Origin of the sequence: Malikia spinosa (genome assembly GCF_002980625.1) — a bacterium.
Lineage (GTDB): Bacteria > Pseudomonadota > Gammaproteobacteria > Burkholderiales > Burkholderiaceae_C > Malikia > Malikia spinosa.
Genome location: NZ_PVLR01000038.1, coordinates 24,850 through 49,916 on the forward strand (window position 1 = coordinate 24,850; position 25,067 = coordinate 49,916).

21 protein-coding genes and 1 pseudogene are annotated in these 25,067 nt (G+C 66.5%); 13 read left to right on the forward strand and 9 right to left on the reverse strand.

What is annotated here, in order from left to right:
* Nucleotides 1-48: 48 nt before the first annotated feature.
* From C6P61_RS13010 to C6P61_RS13045, 8 genes are all read left to right on the forward strand, one after another.
* Complete coding sequence (locus C6P61_RS13010) at nt 49-1,182, forward strand: efflux RND transporter periplasmic adaptor subunit (RefSeq protein WP_244908920.1); 1,134 nt, start codon at nt 49-51, stop codon at nt 1,180-1,182.
* A gap of 11 nt (nt 1,183-1,193) precedes the next feature.
* Nucleotides 1,194-4,448, forward strand: coding sequence for an efflux RND transporter permease subunit (locus tag C6P61_RS13015; protein WP_105730360.1), 3,255 nt, complete (start codon nt 1,194-1,196; stop codon nt 4,446-4,448).
* 39 nt (nt 4,449-4,487) lie between these two features.
* Nucleotides 4,488-4,697, forward strand: a complete 210-nt coding sequence (locus C6P61_RS13020) for a YgaP family membrane protein (RefSeq protein WP_105730361.1) — start codon at nt 4,488-4,490, stop codon at nt 4,695-4,697.
* A 39-nt stretch (nt 4,698-4,736) separates the two neighbouring features.
* Nucleotides 4,737-6,116 carry a TolC family protein gene (locus C6P61_RS13025; protein WP_105730362.1) on the forward strand — a complete coding sequence of 460 codons (1,380 nt, stop codon included), beginning with the start codon at nt 4,737-4,739 and terminating at the stop codon, nt 6,114-6,116.
* A 39-nt stretch (nt 6,117-6,155) separates the two neighbouring features.
* Nucleotides 6,156-7,430 (forward strand): NAD(P)/FAD-dependent oxidoreductase, encoded by a 1,275-nt coding sequence (locus tag C6P61_RS13030; protein ID WP_105730363.1) that lies wholly within the window; start codon nt 6,156-6,158, stop codon nt 7,428-7,430.
* A 101-nt stretch (nt 7,431-7,531) separates the two neighbouring features.
* Nucleotides 7,532-8,740 carry an efflux RND transporter periplasmic adaptor subunit gene (locus C6P61_RS13035; protein WP_105730364.1) on the forward strand — a complete coding sequence of 403 codons (1,209 nt, stop codon included), beginning with the start codon at nt 7,532-7,534 and terminating at the stop codon, nt 8,738-8,740.
* Nucleotides 8,737-9,930 carry an ABC transporter permease gene (locus tag C6P61_RS13040; RefSeq protein WP_105730365.1) on the forward strand — a complete coding sequence of 398 codons (1,194 nt, stop codon included), beginning with the start codon at nt 8,737-8,739 and terminating at the stop codon, nt 9,928-9,930. The genes C6P61_RS13035 and C6P61_RS13040 overlap by 4 nt, the downstream gene beginning before the upstream one ends.
* A gap of 2 nt (nt 9,931-9,932) precedes the next feature.
* A complete protein-coding gene (locus C6P61_RS13045; protein ID WP_105730366.1) occupies nt 9,933-10,682 on the forward strand; it encodes an ABC transporter ATP-binding protein in 750 nt (249 codons plus the stop codon).
* A 63-nt stretch (nt 10,683-10,745) separates the two neighbouring features.
* On the opposite strand, the gene C6P61_RS13050 is transcribed toward C6P61_RS13045, so the two are convergent.
* From C6P61_RS13050 to C6P61_RS13085, 8 genes are all read right to left on the reverse strand, one after another.
* On the reverse strand, nt 10,746-11,360 hold the full coding sequence (locus tag C6P61_RS13050) for a class I SAM-dependent methyltransferase (protein ID WP_105730367.1): 615 nt from the start codon (nt 11,358-11,360) through the stop codon (nt 10,746-10,748).
* 37 nt (nt 11,361-11,397) lie between these two features.
* Nucleotides 11,398-12,183, reverse strand: coding sequence for an ABC transporter permease (locus C6P61_RS13055; protein WP_105730368.1), 786 nt, complete (start codon nt 12,181-12,183; stop codon nt 11,398-11,400).
* A 9-nt stretch (nt 12,184-12,192) separates the two neighbouring features.
* Nucleotides 12,193-13,380 carry an ABC transporter substrate-binding protein gene (locus tag C6P61_RS13060; RefSeq protein WP_105730369.1) on the reverse strand — a complete coding sequence of 396 codons (1,188 nt, stop codon included), beginning with the start codon at nt 13,378-13,380 and terminating at the stop codon, nt 12,193-12,195.
* A 1-nt stretch (nt 13,381) separates the two neighbouring features.
* Complete coding sequence (locus C6P61_RS13065) at nt 13,382-14,200, reverse strand: ABC transporter ATP-binding protein (RefSeq protein ID WP_105730370.1); 819 nt, start codon at nt 14,198-14,200, stop codon at nt 13,382-13,384.
* 17 nt (nt 14,201-14,217) lie between these two features.
* Complete coding sequence (gene rd / locus C6P61_RS13070) at nt 14,218-15,462, reverse strand: rubredoxin (RefSeq protein WP_170067389.1); 1,245 nt, start codon at nt 15,460-15,462, stop codon at nt 14,218-14,220.
* A gap of 17 nt (nt 15,463-15,479) precedes the next feature.
* On the reverse strand, nt 15,480-16,598 hold the full coding sequence (locus tag C6P61_RS13075; protein WP_105730372.1) for an acyl-CoA dehydrogenase family protein: 1,119 nt from the start codon (nt 16,596-16,598) through the stop codon (nt 15,480-15,482).
* A gap of 47 nt (nt 16,599-16,645) precedes the next feature.
* The gene (locus C6P61_RS13080; RefSeq protein ID WP_105730373.1) at nt 16,646-17,203 is read right to left on the reverse strand and encodes a carboxymuconolactone decarboxylase family protein; all 558 of its coding nucleotides are present in this window, start codon (nt 17,201-17,203) and stop codon (nt 16,646-16,648) included.
* Between the two features lie 100 nt (nt 17,204-17,303).
* Nucleotides 17,304-18,233, reverse strand: coding sequence for an AraC family transcriptional regulator (locus C6P61_RS13085; protein ID WP_105730374.1), 930 nt, complete (start codon nt 18,231-18,233; stop codon nt 17,304-17,306).
* A 271-nt stretch (nt 18,234-18,504) separates the two neighbouring features.
* On the opposite strand from C6P61_RS13085, the gene C6P61_RS13090 reads away from it, so the two are divergent.
* The 5 genes and pseudogenes from C6P61_RS13090 to C6P61_RS13110 all read left to right on the forward strand — a co-directional run bounded on the left by C6P61_RS13090 (nt 18,505) and on the right by C6P61_RS13110 (nt 24,094).
* Nucleotides 18,505-20,544, forward strand: coding sequence for a bifunctional 2',3'-cyclic-nucleotide 2'-phosphodiesterase/3'-nucleotidase (locus tag C6P61_RS13090; RefSeq protein ID WP_105730375.1), 2,040 nt, complete (start codon nt 18,505-18,507; stop codon nt 20,542-20,544).
* A gap of 213 nt (nt 20,545-20,757) precedes the next feature.
* Nucleotides 20,758-20,868 (forward strand): annotated as a pseudogene (locus C6P61_RS18200) (BrnA antitoxin family protein); the annotation flags it as partial.
* Nucleotides 20,869-21,246: 378 nt separating this feature from the next.
* Nucleotides 21,247-21,660: a VOC family protein gene (locus C6P61_RS13100; RefSeq protein ID WP_105730384.1), complete on the forward strand. Its 414-nt coding sequence runs from the start codon at nt 21,247-21,249 to the stop codon at nt 21,658-21,660.
* A 443-nt stretch (nt 21,661-22,103) separates the two neighbouring features.
* Nucleotides 22,104-23,375, forward strand: a complete 1,272-nt coding sequence (locus tag C6P61_RS13105) for an AAA family ATPase (protein ID WP_105730377.1) — start codon at nt 22,104-22,106, stop codon at nt 23,373-23,375.
* Nucleotides 23,375-24,094, forward strand: coding sequence for an RloB family protein (locus C6P61_RS13110; protein ID WP_105730378.1), 720 nt, complete (start codon nt 23,375-23,377; stop codon nt 24,092-24,094). Before C6P61_RS13105 ends, C6P61_RS13110 begins: the two co-directional genes overlap by 1 nt.
* Here C6P61_RS13110 and C6P61_RS13115 read toward each other — a convergent pair.
* Nucleotides 24,069-25,034 (reverse strand): helix-turn-helix transcriptional regulator, encoded by a 966-nt coding sequence (locus C6P61_RS13115; protein ID WP_105730379.1) that lies wholly within the window; start codon nt 25,032-25,034, stop codon nt 24,069-24,071. The two genes, C6P61_RS13110 and C6P61_RS13115, sit on opposite strands and share 26 nt — an antisense overlap.
* Nucleotides 25,035-25,067: the final 33 nt, after the last annotated feature.

A 25,067-nucleotide genomic window follows, 5' to 3' on the forward strand; every position in this document is an offset into this window, starting at 1 on the left:
TCAATCAGTTAAATAAGCAACAAGCTGCAGAGGCATGAGGAACGCAAGATGAAATGCTTACATCGGATGAGCCTGGTAGCGCTGGCGGCCCTGTCCATGGTCGGCGCGGCGTCGGCCGCCGAGTCGGTCGCCGAGGGGGGGGCGCTGGCCACGGTGGAGCTGCGCAGCGCGGCGGGCCAGTCGAACGAGACCAGCCTGGACGGCGTGGTCGAGGCGGTGCGCCAGACCCGGCTCTCGACCCAGGTCGCCGGCGCCATCGTCGCGCTGCAGGTCAAGGCGGGCGACCGGGTCAAGGCCGGCCAGGAGTTGCTGCGCATCGACGCCAGCGCGGCCCAGCAGGGCGTGGCGGCCAGTGCATCCCAGGTCGAGGCGGCGCAGGCCCAGCTCAAGGTCGCTGCCAGCGAGCTGGCGCGGCAAAGGCAGCTGCACCAGAAGCAGTACATCAGCCAGGCCGCGCTCGAGCGCAGCCAGGCCCAGTGGGAAGCGGCCCAGGCCCAGGTCAACGCGCTGCAGGCACAGACCCGGGTTGCGCAGGCGCAATCGGGATTCTTCCTGCTCAAGGCGCCTTATGCGGGTGTCGTGAGCGAGGTCGCCGTCACGCTGGGCGACATGGCGCTGCCGGGCCGCCCGCTGCTGACCTTGCACGATCCGTCCGCGCTGCGCGTGACGGCGGCGGTGCCGCAGGCGCTGCTGGGCAGCTTGAGCTCCAGGCTGGATCAGGTGCGCTATGAGATCAACGGTCTGGCCGGCTCGGCCGCGCGCCTGCAGCCGGCCTCGGTCGAGCTGCTGCCCACGATCGATGCGGCCAGCCACACCGCGCAGATCCGGCTCGCCTTGCCGCCCGCCGGTGCCGCCGGTGCCGCTGGTGCAGCGGGCGCCACGGCCGTGGTTGGCCCGGCCAACACGGCTGTCATGCCGGGGCTGTTCGCCCGCGTCTGGCTGCCGGCTGGCGCCAGTGCCAGCGCCAAGGCCGGGCCACAGCGCCTGTTCCTGCCGGCCAGCGCCATCCTGCGCCGCGCCGAGCTGACGGGTGTCTATGTGGTCGATGCCCAGGGCAAGCCCCGGCTGCGCCAGGTTCGCCTGGGCCGGGCCTCGGGTGACCAGGTCGAGATCCTGACCGGTCTGCGTCCGGGCGACAAGGTCGCTGCCGATCCGCAGGCTGCCGCTGCGGTCGCACGCTGAAGGAACGCCGAATGAGTCCGATCAAGTCCATGGGCCCCTCGGGCCGGATCGCCGCGCTGTTCCAGAGCGCGCAGATCACCCCGCTGCTGGCGCTGGTTGCGCTGTTGCTGGGCATCTTTGCCGTGCTGGTGACGCCGCGCGAGGAGGAGCCGCAGATCAACGTCACCATGGCCAATGTGCTGGTGCCGTTTCCCGGTGCCTCGGTGCGCGATGTCGAGCAGATGGTCGCGATTCCGGCCGAGCAGGTGCTGTCGCGCATCGCCGGCATCGAGCATGTGATGTCGGTGTCGCGCCCGGGCGTGGCGGTGCTGACGGTGCAGTTCAAGGTCGGCGTGCCGCGCTCGGAGGCGCTGGTGCGCCTGCACGACACGCTGCGCGACCACAGCGACTGGCTGCCGCCAGGGCTGGGCGTGCTGGAGCCGCTGGTCAAGCCCAAGGGCATCGACGATGTGCCGATCGTCACGCTGACGCTGTTCAGCCGCGACGTCGATACCGGCGCCTACGAGCTCGAGCGCGTCGCGCACAGCATCGAGGCTGATCTCAAGCGCGTGCCAGGCACCCAGGACGTGACCACGCTGGGCAGCCCGGGACGCGCGGTGCGGGTGCAGATCGATCCGGGCCGCATGGCGGGCTCGGGCGTGACGGTGCAGGACCTGCGCCAGAGCCTGCAGTCGGCCAATATGGGCCTGCCGGTCGGCGAGCTGCTGGCCGGCAACCAGAGCGTCAGCCTCGAGGCCGGCCCCTGGCTGTCGAGCGCCGACGAGGTGGCCGAGCTGATGGTTGGCGTGCGCGCCGGCAAGCCGGTGTTCCTGCGCGATGTGGCCGAGGTCAGCGAGGGTCCGCTGCCCGCCGCCCGCCATGTCTGGCATGGCCTGAACCAGCAGCAAGGTGGCGGCGAGTTCCCGGCCGTGACGCTGGCCGTGACCAAGAAGCCGGGCGAGAACGCGATCGACGTCGCCAATGCCGTCATGCAGCGCGTCGAGCAATTGCGTGGCAGCGTGATCCCGGCTGCGGTCGAGGTTGCCGAAACGCGCAACTACGGCGCCAGCGCCAACGACAAGGCGCAGAAGCTGATCCAGAAGCTGCTGTTCGCCACTGCCTCGGTGGTGGCGCTGGTCTTCATTGCGCTGGGTCGGCGCGAGGCAGCCATCGTCGGCACCGCCGTGATCCTGACCCTGACCGTGACCCTGTTTGCCTCCTGGGCCTGGGGCTTCACGCTGAACCGGGTTTCGCTGTTCGCGCTGATCTTCTCGATCGGCATCCTGGTCGATGACGCGATCGTGGTGGTCGAGAACATCCACCGGCACCAGCAGCTTTATCCCGGCAAGACCCTGGCCGAGATCATCCCGGGCGCGGTCGACGAGGTCGGCGGCCCGACCATCCTGGCCACGCTGACCGTGATCGCGGCGCTGCTGCCGATGGCCTTTGTCTCGGGTCTGATGGGGCCCTACATGAGCCCGATCCCGATCAATGCCAGCATGGGCATGCTGCTGTCGCTGGCGATCGCCTTTGTGGTCACGCCCTGGCTGGCTCGGCTCTGGATGAAGGCTGGTCACGGCCATGCAGCCGGCGGCCATGCGGCCCCGACTGGGCTGGCGGCCAAGCTCGGTCCGCTGTTCGAGCGCGTGTTCGAGCCGCTGCTGCATCCGGCTTCGGGCGGGCGCAACCGCAAGTTGCTGGGCCTGGGCATTGCCGGCCTGATCGCGCTGTCGGTGCTGCTGCCGGTCGCGGGTCTGGTCCAGCTCAAGATGCTGCCGTTCGACAACAAGTCCGAGTTCCAGGTCGTGGTCGACATGCCGGCTGGCACACCGCTGGAGGACACCGCGGCCGTGCTGCGCGAGCTTGGCGCTTATCTGTCGACCGTGCCCGAGGTCACCGACTACCAGGCCTATGCCGGCACGGCCGCGCCGATCAACTTCAACGGCCTGGTGCGCCAGTACTACTTGCGCGCGGGCGGTGAGGTCGGCGACCTGCAGGTGAACCTGGTCGACAAGCACCATCGTTCCGACCAGAGTCACGCGATCGCGACCCGGCTGCGGCCCGAGCTGCAGGCGATTGGCAAGCGCTTCGGCGCCAATGTCAAGCTGGTCGAGGTGCCGCCGGGCCCGCCGGTACTGTCGCCGATCGTGGCCGAGATCTACGGCCCGGATGCCGAGGGCAGGCGTTCGGTTGCCAAGGCGGTGCGCGCGGTGTTCGAGCAGACCGCCAACGTGGTCGACGTCGACGACAGCAGCATCGCGGACGCACCGCGCCAGCTGCTGCTGGTGGATAGGCGCAAGGCCGCGCTGCTGGGCGTGCCGCAGGCAGCGATCGTCAGCACGCTGCGCGCCGGCCTGGCCGGCGAGGAAGCGACCTACCTGCATGACGGCAGCAAGTATCCGTTGCCGGCGCTGATCCAGCTGCCGCCCGAGCGCCATGGCGAGCTCGACGCGCTGCTGCAGCTGACCGTGCGCGGCAGTGCCGGCCAGCTGGTGCCGATCCGCGAGCTGGTCACGCTCAGCGACACCCTGCGCGAGCAGCCGGTGATCCACAAGGACCTGCTGCCGGTCAACTTCGTGACCGCCGACATGGCCGGCCAGATCGACAGCCCGCTCTACGGCATGTTCCAGATGCGCGCGCAGATCGCCGACATCAAGGCACCGACTGGCGGCAAGCTGGAGGAATACTTCATCAGTCAGCCGGCTGACGCCTGGCGCGGCTACGCGCTCAAGTGGGACGGCGAGTGGCAGATCACCTATGAAACCTTCCGCGACATGGGCGCGGCCTACGGTGTCGGCCTGATCCTGATCTACCTGCTGGTGGTGGCGCAGTTCGGCAGCTATTTGACGCCGCTGATCATCATGGCACCGATCCCGCTGACCCTGATCGGCGTGATGCCGGGCCATGCGCTGCTGGGCGCGCAGTACACCGCGACCAGCATGATCGGCATGATCGCGCTGGCCGGCATCATCGTACGCAACTCGATCCTGCTGGTCGACTTCATCGAGCTGCAGGTCAAGGCGGGCGTGCCCTTCCGGCAAGCGGTGGTGCATTCGGCCGTCACGCGCGCCCAGCCCATCATGCTGACCGGCCTGGCCGCGATGCTGGGCGCCTTCTTCATCCTCGACGACCCGATCTTCAACGGGCTGGCGATCTCGCTGATCTTCGGCATCCTGGTTTCGACTCTGCTGACCCTGGTCGTGATCCCGACCCTGTACTACGCGGCCTACCGCAAGCAGCACCCCGAGCGGCCGCAGTCGCCCGCTGGTGCTGAATCGGCGGCCTGAATCGTATCAACTCATTCGCAATCCAAGGAGAAACTCATCATGACCACCTGGCAAATCGTTCGTGTCGTCGCCGGCGCCTTCATCCTGCTGTCGCTCGCGCTCGGCATCCCGGGCAGCCCGGTCTTCGTCAGCCAGTGGTGGCTGGCCTTCACCGCCTTCGTCGGTGCCAACCTGCTGCAAAGCGGCCTGACCAAATGGTGTCTGATGGAAACCCTGCTGCGCAAGCTCGGCTTCAAGCCTGGCTGCTGAGCCCTCATCGAACCCCGCAAGGACTCACGGAGCGCAAGCATGAGACACAGCCCCCTGATTGCCGGCGCGCTGCTGGCGCTCTGCGCCATGGCCCCCGGCGTTGCTGCTGCCACCGACCTGCTGCAGGTCTGGCAGGCCGCGCGCCAGCATGACCCGCAGGGCCAAGTCGTCGAGGCTGCCCGCGCCGCCGGTGCCGCCCGGCGCGAGCAGGCCGCCGCGCTCTGGCGTCCGACCCTGGGCCTGAGCGCCAGCGCGGGCTATTCGAGTGCCGACAGCCGGATGGACGGCGCGCAGTTTGCCGCCCCAGGCTTTGGCAATTCGACTGGCGTGTCGTTCGGCACCTCGGTCGAGGGTGGCACGGCCACGCGCTGGACCCTGGGCGCGCGCCAGCCGCTCTACAGCTCCGAGCGCCGGGCCCAGCAGCGCCAGTTGTCGCTGGCGGCCGACGCCGCCGACCTCGAATGGCAGGCCGCGCAACAGGACTGGATGCTGCTGACGGCGCAGCGCTATTTCGATCAATTGCTGGCCGAACGCCGGCTGGCGCTGCTGCAACAGCAGCAAGTCGCCGTTGACAAGGCCTACACCGAAGCGCAGGACCGCTACGCCCTGGGCGACCAGCCGATCACCGACAGCCATGAGGCGGCGGCGCGTGCGCGGGGCCTGCAGGCCCAGGTGCTGGCAGCCGCCAACGAGCTCGAACTCGCGCGCCAGGCGCTGCAAGACAGCACCGGTCTGGCGGGCGAGGGCCTGCAGCTGCAAGCGCCTGCCGGCCAGGTGGCAGACGGCCAGCTCGCAGGCCTCGATGCCTGGCTGGTGCTGATGCAGCAGCACAACCCGCTGCTGCGGCTGCAGCAGGCCCAGGCCGAGGTCGCTGCAGCCGAGGTGCGCAAGCACAGCCTGGCCGGCTCTGCCACGGTGGATCTGGTGGCGCAGGCCTCGCGCGAGCGTCTGGGCGGCTCGGGTGACTACGGCACAGCCAGCAACAGCCAGAGCCAGCAGATGGTCGGCGTCGCGCTGAATCTGCCGCTCTATACCGGCGGTTGGCGCAGCGCCAAGCTGGCCGAGGCGCTGAGCCTGGAGCAAAAGGCCAGGGCCGAGCTCGAGCGCGCCCGGCTGCAGCTGGCGCAGCAGACGCGCGGCAGCTGGCTGGCGCTCAACAGCGGCCAGGCCAGGCTGGCGGCGCTGGAGCAGGCGCTGCTTGCCAGCCGCGCGCGGCTCGATGCGACCCGGCTCGGCCGCCAGGTTGGCGACCGCACCACGCTCGACCTGCTCAATGCCGAGAACGACGCGGCGGCGGCCGAGCTTGCGCTGTTGCAGGCGCGCACCGAGCTGCTGCAGAATCGACTGCGCCTGCAGGCGCTCGCGGGACAACTGGATTTGCCGGGGCTGCAGGCGGTCAACGCCAAGCTGCAGCCCTGAGCCGGATTTTCAACCCAAGCCCAGAAGAGGAGACAAGCCATGGCCCATATCGTTGTCATTGGCGCAGGCGTCGGCGGCATGCCTGCTGCCTACGAATTGCGCGACCTCCTGCCCCAGCAGCACCAGATCACGGTGATCAGTGCGGTGGACTATTTCCAGTTCACGCCCTCGAATCCCTGGATCGCGGTGCACTGGCGCGAGCGCCAGGACATCACGCTCCAGATCGCGCCGCTGCTCGAGCGCAAGGGCATAGGCTTCATTGCCCAGCCGGTCACGGCGATCGAGGCCGAGGCCAACCGGCTGACCCTGGCCAACGGCCAGAGCGTGGACTACGACTATCTGGTGATCACGACCGGCCCCAAGCTGAGCTTCGACGAGGTGCCCGGCGCCGGTCCGCATGGTGGCCACACCCATTCGATCTGCACGGTCGACCATGCCGAGCGGTTCTGGAATGACTACCAGGCCTTCCTGGAAAACCCGGGGCCGGTGGTGATCGGCGCCATGCCGGGTGCGAGCTGCTTCGGCCCGGCCTACGAGTTCAGCTTTATCCTGGCCACTGACCTGCGCCGGCGCAAGCTGCGCCACAAGGTGCCGATCACCTATGTCAGCAGCGAGCCCTATGTCGGCCACATGGGCCTGGGCGGTGTCGGCGACAGCAAGGCCATGCTCGAGAGCGAATTCCGCCAGAACGACATCAAGTGGATCACCAACGCCAGGACCACCAAGGTCGAGGCCGGTAAGCTGTTCGTGACCCAGCTCGACGACCTTGGCAATCTCTACCAGGAGCATGAGCTGCCGTTCAAGCTGGCGATGATGCTGCCGGCCTTCAAGGGCATCGATGCGGTGGCAGCGGTGCCCGAACTCTGCAATCCGCGCGGCTTCGTGCTGATCGACGAGTTCCAGCGCAGCCGCCGCTACCGCAACATCTTTGCTGCCGGCGTCTGCGTGGCGATCCCGCCGGTCGAGGTCACGCCGGTGCCGACCGGTGCGCCCAAGACCGGCTATATGATCGAAAGCATGGTCAGCGCCATCGTCCACAACATCGCGGCCGAGCTCGATGGCAGGCCCGCCACCGCCAAGGGTACCTGGAACGCTATCTGCCTGGCCGACATGGGCGACACCGGCGCGGCTTTCGTCGCGCTGCCGCAGATTCCGCCGCGCAACGTCAACTGGAACAGGAAGGGCAAGTGGGTCCATCTGGCCAAGATCGGCTTCGAGAAGTATTTCCTGCACAAGATGAAGACTGGCCATTCCGAGCCGGTGTACGAGAAATACGTGCTCAAGGCGCTCGGCATCCTGCGGCTCGAGAAGTAGCGCCGAGGTCCTCCAGGCCGTCGGCGCCTGGCCGGAATCCTCGCCCACGCTCTGCGCGACCGCTGGATGCCAGCTGACTCCATGTACAACAGGAATTTTTCATGACTGTTTCCGCACCGCTCAAGCGGCGTTTCCTGCTCGTCGGCTCGGTCGTGCTGCTGGTGCTGCTGTTCCTGTTCGTGCTGCTGCGCACCGGCCCGCTGGCGCCGGTCCAGGTCACGGTGGCCGAGGTCCGCAGCGGCCGCTTCACGCCCGAGCTGTTTGGCATCGGCACGCTCGAAGCCAGGCGCCACTGGATGCTGGGCCCGACCAGCCCGGGTCGGGTGCTGACGGTGAAGGCCGATGTCGGCGACCAGGTCCGGGCCGGGCAGTTGCTGGCCGAGATGGACCCGGTGGATCTGGACCAGCGGCTGCAGGCGCTTGATGCCAGCATCGCGCGCGCCAGCAGCGCACAGGCTGCGGCCGCGGCGCAGCAGGCCGATGTCCAGGCCCGGCGCGAGCTCGCGGCTGCCAACCTGCGCCGCAACCAGGAGCTGGCGCGGCAGAACTTCATCAGTCTCAGTGCCCTGGAGGCGCGCAGCCAGGAGCTGGCTTCGGCCGAGGCCGCGCTCCAGTCGGCGCGCGCCACGGCTCAGGCTGCGGCGCAGGATGCGCTGCGTGCCAAGGCCGAGCGCGCGGCCCTGCAGCAGCAGCGCGCCAATGCCAAGCTGTTCGCGCCGGCCGACGCGGTGGTGTCGGCGCGCGAGGCCGAGCCGGGCTCGACCGTCGTCGCGGGCCAGGCGGTGCTGCGACTGATCGATCCGGCCAGCCTGTGGGCGCGGGTGCGGCTGGACCAGGGCCGATCCGCCGGGCTGGTGCCGGGCTTGCCGGCCCGGCTGCTGCTGCGCTCGCGCCCGCATGAGCCAGTGCCGGCCCGGGTGGCGCGGGTCGAATGGCTCAGCGACAGCGTGACCGAGGAGCGCATCGCCCAGCTGTCGCTGGACCAGACGCCGCCGGGCCTGTCGGTCGGCGAGATGCTCGAGGCCAGCATCGAGCTGCCCGCCATTGCCGACTCGCTGCTGCTGCCGGCGGCCAGCCTGCAGCGCCAGGGTGGTGCCACTGGGGTCTGGCGGCTGCAAGGCGGACGGCTGGCTTTCGCGCCGGTGCAGGTCGGTGCGACCAGCCTGGACGGCCAGGTGCAGATCCTGGCCGGACTGGAGTCGGGCGACCGGGTCGTGGTCTACAGCCAGCAGCCGCTGAGCGCCGATTCGCGCATCAAGGTGGTGGATCAGCTGGTCCGGCCCGCCGGTGCAGCCAGGACCGGCCCATGATCAGCCTGGCCGGACGCGACATCCTGCACAGCTGGCGCAAGTTCCTGCTGACGGGCATCGGGCTCGGGCTGCTGATCGGCGTCACCTTCTCGATGGCCGGGGTCTACCGCGGCATGGTCGATGATGCCCAGGCGTTGCTGAGCAACAGCGGCGCCGACCTGTGGGTGGTGCAGCAGGGCACCCAGGGTCCTTATGCCGAGTCGTCGAGCCTGCGCGACGATCTGGTGCACGGCATCGAGGGCATGCCCGGGGTCGCGCTGGCGGCCAATGTGACCTATTTCAACATGCAGGTCAGGCGCGGCGACACCGAGGTGCGGGCCATGGTGGTCGGCATCGAGCCGGGCAAGCCGGGCAGTCCGAGCCATCTGGTGGCGGGTCGGCCGCTGAGCCGCAGCCATTACGAGGCGCTGGCCGATGTCAGGACCGGCTTCGCGCTTGGCGACCGTATCCGGTTGCGTCGCCATGACTACGAAGTGGTCGGGCTGACCCGGCGCATGGTCTCGTCGGGTGGCGACCCGATGGTCTTCATCCCCTTGAAGGATGCACAGCAGGCCCAGTTCCTCAAGGACAACGACGCCATCGTCAACGAGCGCGCGCGCAGCGCGGCCAATCCGGCCTTCAACCGCCCTGGCGTGCCGGGACTGCTGGAGGCCGTGGTCGCGAGCCAGACCAGCAGCCACCAGGTCAACGCCGTGCTGGTGCAGGTCAGGGAAGGCTTTGCGCCCGCGCAGGTGGCCGAGCCGATCCGGCGCTGGAAGCATCTGCAGGTCTACGACCGCGCCGGCATGGAGGAGATCCTGGTTGCCAAGCTGATCGCTACCTCGGCCAAGCAGATCGGCATGTTCCTGGTGATCCTGTCGATTGTCAGCGCCGCCATCGTCGCCTTCATCATCTACACCATGACCATGGGCAAGATCCGGGAGATCGCCGTGCTCAAGCTGATCGGCACCCGCAACTCGACCATTGCCTCGATGATCCTGCAGCAGGCGCTGGGGCTGGGCCTGATCGGCTTTTTCGTCGGCAAGCTCGCCGCCACCCTGTGGGCGCCGATCTTTCCGAAATATGTGCTGCTGCTGCCGCGCGATGCGCTGACCGGACTCGGTGTGGTGCTGCTGATCTGCGCGCTGGCCAGCACGCTGGCGATCCGGATCGCGATCAAGGTCGATCCGGCCGAAGCGATCGGAGGCTGAGCATGTCGATCACTCTATTGCCACCTTCGGGCAGCACCGCCGAGCCCGGCAGCGGCATCCTGGTCCAGGGCCTGCGCAAGGTCTACGGCCAGGGCCAGACCGCGGTCGAGGCCTTGAAGCAGGTCGACCTGGTGGTCGGCCCGGGCGAGGTGGTGGGCCTGGTCGGGCCGTCGGGCTCGGGCAAGAGCACGCTGCTCAAGTGCCTGGGCGCCATCATCGAGCCGACCGCAGGCCGCATGGTGCTGGGCGGCAAGGTGCTCTACGACCAGACCTGGGCCAGCCGTGACCTGAGCGCGCTGCGCCGCGACCATATCGGCTTCGTGTTCCAGGCGCCCTACCTGATCCCGTTTCTCGATGTCACCGACAACGTGGCCCTGCTGCCGATGCTGGCCGGGATGCCGAACGTGGCGGCCAGGCGCCGGGCGCTCGAGCTGCTGACCGAGCTCGACATGGCGCACCGGGCCCAGGCCGCGCCGTCCCAGCTCTCGGGCGGCGAGCAGCAGCGGGTGTCGATCGCGCGGGCGCTGGCGAACCGGCCGGCGGTGATCCTGGCCGACGAGCCGACCGCGCCGCTCGACAGCGAGCGCGCCCTGGGCGTGATGCGTCTGCTGGGCCGCATGGCGCGCCAGTCCCAGGCCGCGGTCATCGTCGTGACCCATGACGAGAAGATCATCCCGACCTTCCAGCGCCTCTACCATATCCGTGACGGCCGCACGGTCGAGGAAGCCGGCCAGGGGCGGGCGCTGGACTGACGGGTTCAGCGGCCTGGCGCTCTTGCCAAGGGGGGCGCTGCGAGTCCGTTCATCGCCGCGGCTTCATTGCCGGCGGCAAAAGCAGTAGACGAACTGCTGCGTCGCCCCCCAGGGGGTCTGGTGCAGTTCGGTGCTGCTCTCGATCAGCTCGAAGGGCCGGCCGAAGGTGCCGTGCAGCTCGTCCGGCGAATAGCGCGCGACCTCCAGGCCGCTGCACTGGGTTGGTCCCTCGGGGCCGAAGGTGCCGACGACCGCGTGGCCGCCAGGCTTGAGCGCCCTGAGCACTTGCGCGACATAGCGCTGGCGCTGCTCGGGCTGGGTCAGGAAATGGAACACTGCGCGGTCGTGCCAGACCTCGTAGCCGGCTGCCGGCAGCTCGGCTTCGAGGATGTTGGCTGCCAGCCATTTGATCCGGTCGCCCGCTGGTCCAAGGCGCTCGCGCGTGTCCTGCAGCGCCTTGGCCGAGATGTCGAGCACCGTCAGGTCGTGGTAGCCCGCTGCCAGCAGGTCGTCGACCAGGGTCGATTCGCCGCCGCCGACATCGATCACGGCCGCCTCGCGTCCAGGCGCTGCCTGTTCGATGTAGTGCAGCGAGGCTTCCAGGTGCGGCGCGTACCAGCTGACGGCATCAGCCGGCTTGCTGTGATAGACCGATTCCCAATGCGTCTTGGTGTTCATCTGCCTGATTGTCCGTAATTGACTGCCGCCCTGGGCTTCACTCGCCGCGCTTGCTGTGCGTCCAGCGGCTGTGCAGCGCGCGCGCCGCGCCGTCGAGCGCGAAGCCGAGCGCGCCGATCAGCAGGATCACCGCCATCAGCTCGGAGTAGGCCAGCCGGTCGCGGGTGTCGAGCACGAAGTAACCCAGGCCGGCGCTGACCCCCAGCATCTCGCAAGGCACCAGCACGATCCAGACGATGCCGATCGCGAGCCGGATTCCGGTCAGGATATGGCCGAGCACGCCCGGCAGCACGATCCGGCACAGCAGCTCCCAGCGCGTCGCGCTCAGGCTCTGGCCCAGCATCAGCCAGCGCGGATCGAGCTGGTGCACGCCGGCGACGGTGTTGAGCAGGATCGGCCAGACGGCGGCAAAGGCTAGCAGGAAGTAGATCGGCGCATCGCCCACGCCCAGCACCATCACCGCGATCGGCATCCAGGACAGCGGCGAGATCATGCGCAGGAACTGGAACGCGATGCCGGTGCCGGCCTCGACATGGCGCGAGGCGCCGACGGCCAGGCCCAGCGGCACGCCGACCGCGAGCGCGATCAGCAGTCCGACCAGCACGCGCTTCAGGCTGACCAGCACATGCTCGGTCAGCTGATTGCCGATCAGTAGCTGGTACAGGCTGGACAGCGTCTGGTCGGGCGCCAGCGAGGCCGCCAGTGGCACCTTGGCCTGCAGCCACCAGGTGCCGCCCCACCAGGCGACGACGACCAGCGTCAGTCCCAGCAGGCCCAGTGTCCAGCGGGCCAGCGGCCCCGGTGTCTTCGAATTCGATCGCATGGGCCGCACTCAGCTTCCGAACACTTCAGTACGCCCGAACGACTCGGGGAAACCGAAGGTCTTGAGTCCGCCGACCTGCTTGAGCGCCTGCTTGACGAAGCGGTCATCGACCAGGTCGGTGGCGGTCTTCTTGCCATCGAGCGACTGGATGAAGGCATTGTTGCCCTCGATCTTGGTCACCTTGAGCAGCTCGACCATCTTTTCGGTGTAGCTTGGGAACGGGTAGGGTTGGAAGTCGATCCGCTCCTCCTTCCATTCCGGGTGCCGGATCGCACCGCTGGCCTGGTACTGGCGCGTCTGGCCGGCGCTGGGTTCGAGCACGCGCAGCAGTGCCTCGGCGCTGTGCGGCGTGTAGCGGTTCGGGCCGTCCTTGGCCAGCAGGCGCGCGGTCGCGGCGCGGTTGTCCTGGATCCAGGCCTGCGCCTGCACGATGCTGCTGACGACCTTCTGGCTCCATTCGGGGCGCTGGTTCAGGTCGCGCTCGTGCATGAAGACGACGCAGCAGGCGTGGTTCTTCCAGACGTCGCCGGTGAAGCGCAGCACCTTGCCGACCTTGAGCAGTTCGGCGCTGGCATTGAAAGGCTCGGCGACGATGAAACCGGCGATCTGCTTCGATGCCAGCGCCGGCGTCATGTCCGACGGCGGCATCACGACCAGCTTGACCTGCTGTGCACTGGGATCGCCCTTGGTGATGGCCTCGAGCTTGGCTTCGCGCAGCAGATGCTGCAGCACGACGTTGTGCATCGAGTACCAGAACGGCACCGCGACCGTCTTGCCGCCGAGCTGCTTGACGTCGTTGATCTCGGGGGCGACGGTCAGCGCCGATCCGCCGACATGGTTCCAGGCGACAACCTTGGCCGGCACCTTGCTGCCGTAGCGCGCCCAGACTGTGATCGGCGACAGCAGATGCACCACGTTGACCTGGCCGGCGATGAAGGCTTCGACCAGCTGGGCCCAGCTGCGGAACATGCGCGGCGGCTCGACCTGCAGGCCTTGCGCCTCGTAGAGCTTGTTGTGGTGCGCGACCAGCAGCGGCGTGGCATCGGTGATCGGCAGATAGCCGATGCGCACCGGAGCATCGGCGTCGGCTGCGGCGCGTGCCTCGAACGATTGCAGCAGCGGCAGCGCGCCGCCAGCGCTCAGCAGCGTCGAGAGCTTGAGCCATTCACGGCGGTTGTTCAGCAGGGGTTGTGACATGTCAGATCTCGTAGGTCAGGGGCTCGGAGGGGGTGGGCTGCTGCGCCGGGGCGCGTGCCTGGTGCAGCGCCTCGACGACGGACAGGCGCAGCTGCGCGAGTGCGCGCACATGATCGGCGCGCGGCTCGGGGATATCGACGCTCCAGCTGCCGACCAGGCGCCCGGGTTGGCCGCCGATCAGCACCACGCGGTCGGCCAGCAGCAGCGCCTCGTCGATGTCGTGCGTGACCAGCACGGCCGCGGTCTGGTGGCGCCGGCAGACGCCGCGCAGCAGCTGCTGCATCTCGCCACGCGTGACCTCGTCGAGCGCGCTGAACGGCTCGTCGAGCAGCAGGATCTCGGGCTGGCGCGACAGTGCGCGCGCCAGCGCGGTGCGTTGCGCCATGCCGCCCGACAGCTCGGCCGGATGGCGCCGGCGCGCCTCGGTCAGTCCGACCTCGGCGATCGCGTCACTGACGCGCTGCTTGCGCTCGGCCGGGCTCAGCAGGGGCTGGTGCTTGAAGTCGAGCCCGAACGCGACGTTCTGCTCCAGCGACAGCCAGGGCAGCAGGCAGGGGTCCTGGAACACCATGCTCAGGCGCGGATGCGGACCGCGCAGCGGTTCGCCATGGACCTGCACCTCGCCGCTCTCGGCGCCTTGCAGGCCGGCGAGCACGCGCAGCAGCGACGACTTACCGACCCCGCTGGGCCCCAGCAGCGCGACGATCTCGCCGGCCGCGATGCGCAGCGAGAAATCCTCGAGCACGCGTCGGCGACTGCCGTCCGGCTGGGCGTAGGCCAGGGAGATGTCCCGGGCTTGCAAAACGAAGGCGGCGCTCATGGTTCTTGTCTCGGTTTTCAAAGGGTCGCGCCTGGCAGCGTCAGCGGGCAGGAGCTGGTCTTGACCCGCACTACAACCGGGCGGCTCTCGTAGCGCAGCGGCTGGCAGCCGCAGATCGCGGCTGCCAGCGTGCTGGCCTGGCGCGAGATCGGCTCGATGAAGCGGCTGACCGTCCCGGCCACGCTGGCGCAGTCGCCCAGCGCGTAAATGCCGGGCTGGCTGCTGCCCATCGTCGCCGGGTCGACCGCGATGCCGTAGTCCCAGTCGAGCGCCGCGCTTCGCGCCAGCCGGCTGGGCGTCTGCAGTCCGGTCGCTGCGATCACCTGGTCGGCGTCGAACTGCTGGCCACAGGCGCTGCTGAGGCGGTAGTGGGGTTGGTTGTCGCCGTCAATCCGCTGCACCGCAGTCAGCTCGATGCCGCCGATGAAGCGGATCGGCAGCGCCTGCCAGGCTTGCAGCAGCTGCGCGCCAGCGCCCTGATCCTGCCAGCGCGCCAGCGGCTCGGGCTGGCTGTCGAGCAGCGTGATCTGGTGTCCGCCGAGCGCGAGGTCGTTGGCCAGTTCGCTGCCTATCAGTCCCGCGCCGACGATGGCGATCCGCTGCGGTCCGGCCTGCAGCGCTGATCTGAGCTTCAGGTAGTCGCTCAGGTGGTTGATGCGCCAGCAGTTTGCTGCCGACAGCGGTGATGGCAGCCCGGTCTGTGCGCCATGTGCCAGCACCAGATGGCGGTAAGCCAGGTTGCCGCGCGTCGTGCGCAGCCGTTGCCGCGCCGCGTCGATGCGCAGCGCATGCGTGTGCGCCAGCAGCCTGATATTGAGTCGCTGCGCCGCGTCGCAGCCTGACTCCTTGACCAGCTGCTGCGGCGTGATGCCGCGTGCCAGCGCGACCGACAGCAGCGGCTTGTCGTAACGGTCGCCCGCGCAGTCGCTGACCAGCGTGATCGGCAGCGCCGCGTCCTGCGCGCGCAGCCGCTCGGCCAGTGTCCAGCCGGCACGGCCCGCGCCGACGATCACGACGCCGCTGGCCTGGCGCGCCGCCGGCCGTGGGCCTGCGCTGTCGCGCGCCTGGGCCTTCAGCGTTTCCAGGCAGGGGGGCTGGTAAGGACTGAAGTCGGCCTTGGTCACGCCGCACAGCGGGCAGACCCAGTCCTCGGGGATGTCGGCGAAGCGGGTGCCGGGCGCCAGGCCCGAGTCCGGGTCGCCGAGCGCCTCGTCGTAGATGAGGCCGCAGGCGTCGCAGATGTACTTTTGCCAGGGTGTCATGCCCGCATCAGGCGCCGTCATGCCGGAGTCTCTTGCTGGCTCAGGCGCGCCATTTCCTTGCGCAGATGCTTGATCGCCGGTGTGACGATCGCGACGAAATGCGACTCGCGCACGCGCCGCTGCACTTCCGAGCTCATCAGGTAGCCGCGTGCGCCCTGGTGCAGCAGCGCCGATTGCGCGGCGCGCAGCGCCAACTCAGCCCCCTGCGCGCGCGCGTCGAGCACGTCGAGGAAGAACTCGTTCGAGCCGTTGAACGGCGTCTTGGCCAGCTTCATGACGCGTGCGGTCAGCTCGTCGAGCTCGGCCTGCAGCGCATCGGGGCGCTCGTCGAGGAACTGGTTGACATGGCCGAGCTGCGGCTCGACTGCCCACATCGAGTCGATCGCGCCCTGGATCACGCCCACCGCCATGCCACATTGCAGCATCACGAACGCGGCGCGGATGCGGGCGATGAAGGGCTTGGCCGGCTCGGCCATCAGGCGCTCGGCGCCGACGAAATAGTCCTTGAGCCGCAGCGCATAGGTGCCGGTGCCTTCCATGCCGGCGAAGCTCGGGCATTCGTGCAGCTCGACGCCGGGGTCGTTGCAGTCGAGCAGGAACATCACTTCGCGCCCGAGCGGCTGCTCGCCATCGGTCACGCCAGCGATGGCGCCGCAGTAATGGTCATGGTCGAGGTTGCTGACCCAGGGCAGATTGCCGCTGACCCGGTAACCGCCCTCGACCGGCTGCGCCTTGAGCAGCAGCGTCTCGATCTGGGCATAGCTCTTCATCGGATTGGACAGCGCCGTGCCGCCCAGGCCCAGGCCGCTGACATGGCGCTGCAGCCGCTCGCCGGTCAGCGCCGGATTGCCCGACTGCTGCAGGTACAGGCCGCAGACCGCGTGGCACCAGACCATGAAACCGGTCGCGCCGCAGACGCGCGAGACCTCGGCCATCGCGCGTATCGCCAGCCCGAAGTCGCTGCCGCCATGCGGCGCGTCCAGGTGCGCGCTGATTGCGCCGAGGCGGGCCAGCTCGCCGAGCTCGGCCTTGGGGTAGTAGCCTGCGCGGTCTATCGCTTCGACCTGGGCGGCCAGCGGTCCCTGCGCGAAGGCACGCACCGCGCTCAGCAGTTGATCGGCGTTGAGGGTCGTCATGTCATGGTTTCCGGATTTGCGCTCTGGGCCTGCCTGAACAGCGGCGGTCAGGCCTTGGCTTCCCAGCGGTAGGCGGCCAGCTCGGGGTTGAGTTCGGTGCCGGCCAGGCTGTTGGAGAAGTTGCACAGCGTCGCCAGCGCGACACCCAGGATGGTCTCGAGCACCTGCTGCTCGCCGTAGCCGGCGTCGTAGAAGGCTTGCAGTTCGTCCGGCGACACGGCGCCACGGCTGCGGATCACGGCACGGGTGAACTCGGCCAGCGCCTCGAGCTTGGGGTTGGGCAGCGGGGTCTGGTCGCGCATCGCGTTGACCAGCTCGGGTGCCAGCTTGCCCTGCTTGTAGCAGATCGCGGTGTGACCGGCGACGCAGAAGGCGCAGCCGTGGTTGGTCGCCGCGGTGATCTGGACCGTCTCGCGCTCCTCGAGCGTGAAGCTGGTGCGACCGTTGATCTCGCCGACCTTGACATACATCTCGACGGCGGTCGGCGCATTGGCCAGCACGCCCATCAGGTTGGGGATGAAGCCGTTGCGGGCCTTGGAGGCCTCGAGGTAGGGCTTGCTGGCCTCGGGGGCGGTCTCGGGGGTCTGGATCGTCAGGCGGGACATGGGAACTCCTATGCAAAGATACCTACGATTGTCCCGGGACGCAGATTTGCGATCCAGGCGCAGAAGTCCCGTTCTCTTGCTCGAAAGTCCCAGTCCTGCTTCAGGCGGCCAGCTGCGCGCCGGCGCCGACCGAGCGCCGCAGCGCGCCGGGCAGCGAGCCCGTGACCTTCTTGAACGCGCGCGAGAACGCCGCGTCCGACTGGTAGCCGACCTTCTCGGCCGCGCGCGACAGCGGCATGCCCTCGACGATCCAGCGCGAGGCCAGCTGCATCCGCAGTTGCGCGACGAACTGGCTCGGCGAGGTGCCCGCAGTCTGCGAGAACAGCCGGAAGAACTTGGTGCGCGACATGTGCGTCAGATCGGCCATCTGCTCGACGCTCCAGTCTCGACCTGGTTCGCGCAGGATCGCTTCGAGCAGCGGGGTGAACTCGGGGCGCGCGAGCACAGCCCACAGGCCTTCCTCGACCTCCTGGCGCCGGCACAGATGTCGCACGACGTAGAAGAACATCAGATCGACCAGCCGCGTCAGCAGCGGCGACGGCTCTGCGCTGCCCGTGCGCGCCTCGGCCAGGATCAGGTCGAACAGGGGCCGGATCTCGCGCAGCTCATCGCGCTCGCGCGACACGACCACATAGGCCGGAAACTTGGCGAGGAACAGCTCGTTGATCGGCGCGCGGAATTCGAAGAAGCCGCAGGCCAGCGCCGTGCTGCAAGGCGCCGACAGGTCGATCGCCTGCATCGGCGGTTGGGGCGCGTCGGCCGCAGCGCTGGCGTCTTCATGCGGACTCAGCAGGTGCGGCAGGTCGCGCAGAAAGAAGACCGCATCGCCGGTCTGCAGCCGGTGTTTCTGCCCAGTCCCGCTCAGGTGCAGCCAGCAGTCGCCGTTGAGGATCACATGAAAGCCGCCCTGAGCCATGCCGGCGGTCGAAGCCTGCCAGCTGCCGCAGTACTGCCCGAGGTGGAACAGAGTGGTCTGCAGGTCCAGGCTGCCGAGCAGCCATTGAATCAGGCGATCCTGGTGGGTCATCATGGGGAAGGGGTCGCAGCGGAATGCGTTCTGCTCTGAGAGGGGCGAATCATAGGCAGGCTTTTGATATTTACAAAGTAATTTTTAGTAGCTTTCATATTTCTTTTCCGTATATGGGAGCTTGCGCAGTCCGGCTGCGGTCCGGTTGCGATCTGGCCGTGGCGGCTCGCGGGAGGAAGGAGCGGCCACCACCACTTCACCTGACTGTCACGGCAGACCTATAGATTGGGCCGGCCCTTCACTATCAGGAGTTTTTGTGGATACCAATTCCAAAATGAGATTGTTTTCGCGACCGGTCTTGACCGCCGCCGTAGCTGCTGCGCTGGCCGGTGGCCTGGCCGCCTGTGGCGACTCGGATGACGCGGTTGTCACCTTGCCCGAGTCAGCCACGGCAGAACTGACGATCCTGGAGACCTCGGACCTCCATGCCAACGTGGTCAGCTACGACTATTTCAGGCTCGCAGAGGACAAGAGCGTCGGCTTCGAGCGTACCGCCACGCTGATCAAGCAGGCCCGTGCCGATTTCCCGAACAACCTGCTGATCGACAACGGCGACACCATCCAGGGCACGGCCCTGGCCGACTACCAGGCGCTGGTCAGCCCGGTCGCCTGCAACCAGAAGCTGGCCACCTACAAGGCCATGGATGCGATCGGTTTTGACGTCGGCACCCTGGGCAACCACGAGTTCAACTACGGTCTGCCCTACCTGGCGCAGGTGACCGGCACCAAGTTCAACGTCGAAGGCATGGCGGCAGTGGCCAGCCAGCCTTCCTGCGTCGGCCCGGCATTCCCGCTGGTGCTGGCCAACGTGAGCAGCAAGAAGGACGGTGCACCGCTGTACAAGCCGTACACCATCATCAACAAGAAAGTCAGCGCCAAGGACAAGGACGGCAAGACCATCGAAAGCACGGTCAAGGTCGCGGTGATCGGCTTCACGCCGCCCGCCATCCTGCAATGGGACAAGCGCTGGCTCGACGGCAAGGTCGAGGTCCAGGGCGTGGTGGAAGCCGCCACCAAGTACGTGCCGATGGCACGTGCCGAAGGGGCCGACATCGTGATCGCCGCCTCGCATGGCGGCTGGGATACCGGCGCCTACAGCCCCAGCATGGAAAACGCCAACTACCATCTGGCCAAGGTGCCGGGCATTGACGGCATCCTGATGGGCCATTCGCACAGCGAGTTCCCGAATGCCGCCTGCACCTCCGCTGCCTGCAGCGCCAGCGGCGTGGACAAGGTCAAGGGCACTTTCCACGGCGTGCCTGCCGTGATGCCGAGCTTCTGGGGCAAGGCGATCGGGGTCATCAACTACAACTTGACGGTCAAGAACGGCAAGTGGACCATCGACAGCAGCAAGACCGCAGTCAGCCTGCGCAAGACCTTGACCGATGCCGCCGCCAAGACCTATGTGGCAGCGGACCCGGCGATTGCGACTGCGATCAAGACCGAGCATGAAGCAGCCATCAACTACGTCAAAACGCCGATCGGCGAATCGGACTTCGCCCTGTCGTCCTACTTCGCCGACGTGGGCGATGTCACCGCGATCCAGGTGGTCAACGCGGCGCAGGCCGACTACATCGCCAAGTACGTGGCAGCCAACCTGCCGCAGTACAAGAATCTGCCCGTGCTGTCGGTCAGTGCGCCGTTCAAGAGCGGCTTTGGCGGCGGGACTGACTTCACCGACGTGAAGAAGGGCCCGATTGCCATCAACAACGCGGCCGACCTCTACCTCTATCCCAACACGGTCTATGCCGTCAAGGTGACGGGCGCGGGCATCAAGACCTGGCTGGAGAAGGCGGCAGAACGCTTCAACCAGATCAACCCGAGCTTGACCACGGCGCAGCCGCTGATCTCGACCTTCCCTGGCTACAACTTCGACATGTTCACGTCTCCCGACATGAGCTACGAAATCGACGTGACCCAAGCCAAGGGCAGCCGCATCAAGAACCTCCACTACAAGGGGGCTCCCATCAGCAGCAGCGCCGAGTTCATCATCGCCACCAACAACTACCGCGCCACCAGTGGTACGCAATTCGGCTTGACGGCGGACAACATCATCCATGCCTCGCCCGATGCCAACCGTGATGTGCTGATCGACTACATCAAGGCGCGCAAGAACCTGACGCTGGCCACCGACGGTTCCACCCGCAGCTGGCGCTTCACGAAAGTGACCACGGCAGGTCCGGTGACTTTCATCTCGGGCAGCGACAAGCTGGCAGTGGCGCAGACCGCTGGCTTCACCAACATCAGCGTGGTGAGCAACGACGACGGCAGCGGCAAGGGGCAGGGCGTCTACGCCATTGACCTTTCCAAGTAAACCTGCCCCACAAGAGGCCCGGCTGCTGATGGCGGTCGGGCTCTTGGGTGTGTCGGGTTGGAATGGGAGAACAAAAAACCCCAAGTAGCTCAACTGCTTGGGGTTATGTTTTGGCGGAGAGGGAATCGGCCATGAATGGCTCCTGTTGACGGATCGACAGACCTGTCCCCCCCGAGCAAAGACCCTGAAATGGCCGCTTTCGAAGCGGCCTTGCTCCGGCTGTCGCCCAACGTCATGCAAGCCTTCAAGGCCACCGGAAAGGGCTGGCAAAGCCGCATCGATGCCGCACTCGAGGACTGGCTCAAGACGCACTCGCCAGCGTGAGTGTATGAAAAATCCGCTGGGTGCGGGCGGCTATCCCAACGGCATCGACTCACAGGCTTGAAGGCCGGTCCAACGCACGTTCCTCGCCCAGGGCCGTGGCACTGCCGAAGACGAAGCCGTGGTGCGGGCGGATGCGCCCAAGCCGAGATCGAAGCTGAAAACGCCCAGATCGCCAACGTGCGTCCCAATCTGTCAGCAACCATGGCGGGGGAGTCCCGTTGCCTCATGGTCATTCTGCAGGCCGTCATCCAAGAGATGACGAAGCAGATCGCCTGAAAAGAAAACGGATCACCCGATCCAACGCCTCCTTCGGGCCAGTGGTACAGATTCCAGGCCCGACATAAGATGGCTGCATTCGCCATTGAGGAAGGAGTCACGGTGAAACCGCACATCAGTCTTATCACCCTCGGGGTTGCAGATTTGCCGAGATCACGTGCGTTCTATGAGCGCCTGGGCTTTGGGGTGAGGCAGGAAAGCAACGAGCACATCGCCTTCATGGACACCGTCAATGGCCTGATCCTGGCGTTGTTCCCGCGCGAGAAACTGGCCGAGGACGCCAATGCCAGCGCTGACACCGACAAAAGAGGCGCTGGGTTTCCAGGATTTTCCCTGGCGCACAACGTCGCATCACCTGAGGAAGTCGATGCCGTGCTGGCCGAAGCCGTCGCCGCAGGCGCCACGTTGCAAAAGCCCGGGCAGAAAGTGTTCTGGGGCGGCTACTCGGGGTATTTTGCTGATCCGGACGGCTTTCTGTGGGAGGTCGCCTACAACCCGTTCATGGACCTGACCTGAGCCGACAGATTGCGATGACGCCTTAAGGCTGGTTGCGTTTGGCCGTCGCGGCCGAGTCGTTCGGCCGCTCTTGCCGAAACCTGACATTCTGCGATCTCCACAGTGTCGGAGGTCGAGGGGTATTGCGACTTTGGTAAGCCGCGCTCGAAAGGACCTAGCCAGAGCTTCAGCGACGAGACTCAGATACAACCGACGGCAAGTCTGTCAGATTGAATCGTCCACATGCCGATCCGGCCGGCTGGCGGCGTCGGCATGGGACTCTTGTCAAGATTGCGTCCGCACTCAGGAACTGCGGACGCAACGATCACGGTGACCACCTTGGTCCGCGAGCGGGCCTTGCTTCTCGCGCAGCGTACCGCATGTGGTCTGGAGTATCAAAATAAACCTTTATTTCGACTTAGTATCGCATAATATAGAGATATTTTATTAAATTGGTTCAAGTGATGCTTGTCGAGTTCCGGGTCAAGAACTTCCGTAGCCTGCGCGACGAGCAGGTTTTGAGCATGGTGGCGTCCAAGGATCAGACCCTGCACGACACCCATACCCTGGGGACGGGCCTGAAGGCGGCGCCCAGTCTGCTGCGCAGTGCCGTGGTGTACGGGGCCAACGCTGGGGGCAAGTCCAACCTCGTCAAGTCCCTGCAGTTCATGCGGGGCGTGGTGCTCGAATCGGCAGCCGTCATCCAGCCTGGCCAGTCCTACGCCATCCAGCCCTTCCGGCTCGATGATTGGTCCTCCAGCCAGCCGACCGAGTTCGAGCTCACCTTCATCCTCGATGGCGTGCGCTACCAGTACGGCTTTGCCATGACGGCGCAGCGCATCGTCAGCGAGCACCTGCTGGTCTACAAGGCATTCAAGCCGCAGCGCTGGTTCGAGCGCCGGTTTGACGAGGCCTCTGGCAAGGACATGTACGAATACGGCCCCGGACTCAAGGGGGCCAAGAGCCTGTGGGAAGGCGCTACCCGGCCCAACGCCTTGTTCCTTTCGATGGCCGTGCAGCTCAACAGCGAAGCCTTGCGCCCGGTGTTCGACTGGTTTGCCAACCGACTGGTCATCTTCAACGAGCAGGCCCAGCTCAGCCCGCACATCTCGATCCAGATGCTCAAGCAAGCCCAGGGTCGCCAGCAGATCTGTGACTTCCTGACGGCGGCGGACATCAGCATTGACAACATCGAAGTCGTCACCCGAAAAGTGCCAGGGCAGGCGGTGCATTTCGACTTGCTGGCGGGCAGGACCGAGGTGCGCAGCGAGGAAGAAGTGGAAGAGCATCAGTTGCGCTTCTCATATGTGACCGAGCAGGGGCGTGCGGTGTTCGACCTAGTGGACGAGTCCAGCGGCACGCGCAACCTCTTGTTCCTGGCCGGTCCGGTGCTCGACATCCTGCAAAAAGGGCTGACCCTGGTCATCGACGAGCTCGACACCAGCCTGCACACCCTGCTGGTGCGCGAGTTGGTGCGCCTGTTCCACAGGCCCGAGGTCAACACGGGTGGCGCGCAGCTGATCTTCACCACCCATGACACGTCGCTGCTCGACGCGCCCGACCTGTTCCGGCGTGACCAGATCTGGTTTGTCGAGAAGGACAGGGAGCAGGCGTCCACCCTGGTGGCGCTGTCGGAATTCAGCCCGCGCAAGGACGAGGCGCTGGAGCGCGGTTACCTGATGGGACGCTACGGTGGCGTGCCTTTCCTGAGCCACACGATGGGCTTGCAACACTGATGGCCCGCGACAACTCTCCCAAAGAGCGGCAGCGCAAGCAGCTGGAGCGCAAGCAGGGCCGTCGCGCCAGCTACGACCGCATCCTGATCGTCTCGGAAGGCAGCAAGACCGAGCCCAACTACTTCAGGGAAATCCGGACAGCCTACCGCCTGCACACGGCCAACGTCGAGGTGCATCCCAGTGAACTCGGGACGGCGCCGATACAGGTGGTGCAATATGCCAGGTCTTTGTTCGAGAGCGGGGACCGGCACAAGCAGATCCAGCCGCGTGCCTTCGAGCAGGTCTATGCCGTGTTTGACCGGGATGATCACACCAGCTATTTCGACGCCCTGCAACTGGCCGACTCGCTCGACGGCAAGCTGCGCAATGACAACAAGCAAGCCGTGTGCTTCCAGGCGATCGCCTCGGTGCCGAGCTTCGAGCTCTGGCTGTTGCTGCACTTCGAGGAGATCCGGGCTCCCATCCAGCGTGACGAGGTCATGCGCCGCCTACGCTTGCATCTGCCGGGCTACGAAAAAGGGGCCGGTCAGGTCTTCACCATCACTTGCGACCGGCTGGGGGTGGCCTGCCTCCACGTATCGCTGAATACCCACGACGACCCGATGAGCGCTTCACGCAGCTGTACGCGCGCTATCGCCGATCCTGCTTTGACGACATGCGCGCACTCACCAGCCACTTCTCTGACTGGACCTTCTAGTAGCTGGCCAGTGCTAAGGTAAGTTCCTGTCGGACGCTCTCACGCAAGTCGGGAGGCTCAAGTACCTCAACGTGCCTACCATGGCGCAGGATGTCCATCGACAGTTCCCGGACATCTGTGAAAGGCACTTCTATAACCAGGCTGCCGTCGTCAGACGGGTAAGTTCGTTGCTTGGGGTGCCACTGTTCCCGAGAAACCCAGCGAGCCTGTACTGCCGAAAAACGCAGCTTCGCCCAACGCACATTTTCTCCCGAAAAAATCCCGTAGCCCTTGCCGATGAATTCGTCGAGCGCTGCTATCGGTATCTCTTTGGCCCGCTTGGCCGACGGTTTGCCATGCTTGATGGCGTCTATCGAGAACGACCGTACGTCTTCCCGTAGGTGGCACCAGGCAACCAGATACCAGTTGCTTTTGTAGTGCACCAGCAGCTGAGGGGATACCTCCCGCATCGTCGACTGGTCTCGTGCGCGTCCGTAGTACTCGATTTCGAGGCGTTCGCGTGCCAGGAGCGCTGCCGCGACCACCTCGAAGTGTTTGTCGGAGACCGTGCGAGTGGCGACTTTGAGCAGCCGTACACGGTTCTCAACGTCGACTGCCGTGTGGTGGCCGGTCTCGATGACGGCGCGCAGCCGAGCCTTCAGGGGTTCGATGTGCGCCCTCAGCAAGCCTGGCTGCATGTCAGAGAGAAGGGACTGCATCATCAGCAGGGCATACGCTTCGCTGGCATTGAACCAGAGCCCGGGGAGCGCCTGTCGGCCCGTCTCTGGTGTGCTTGCATAACGGTAGCCGCCCCGCTCGCGGTCCCATTCGATGGGGGCATGGAGCCTGTCGCGCATGTACTCGATATCGCGCTTGAAAGTCGCCTTGGAAATCTCGAGTTCACGCAGCATCTGCGCAATCGGGACCACTTTGTTCGCCTGCAGGAGGTTGTCGATTTTGTAGAAGCGCTCGGTTCGGTCCATGCTGGTGAAAAAAATTTTCTCGGTGGCTCATTC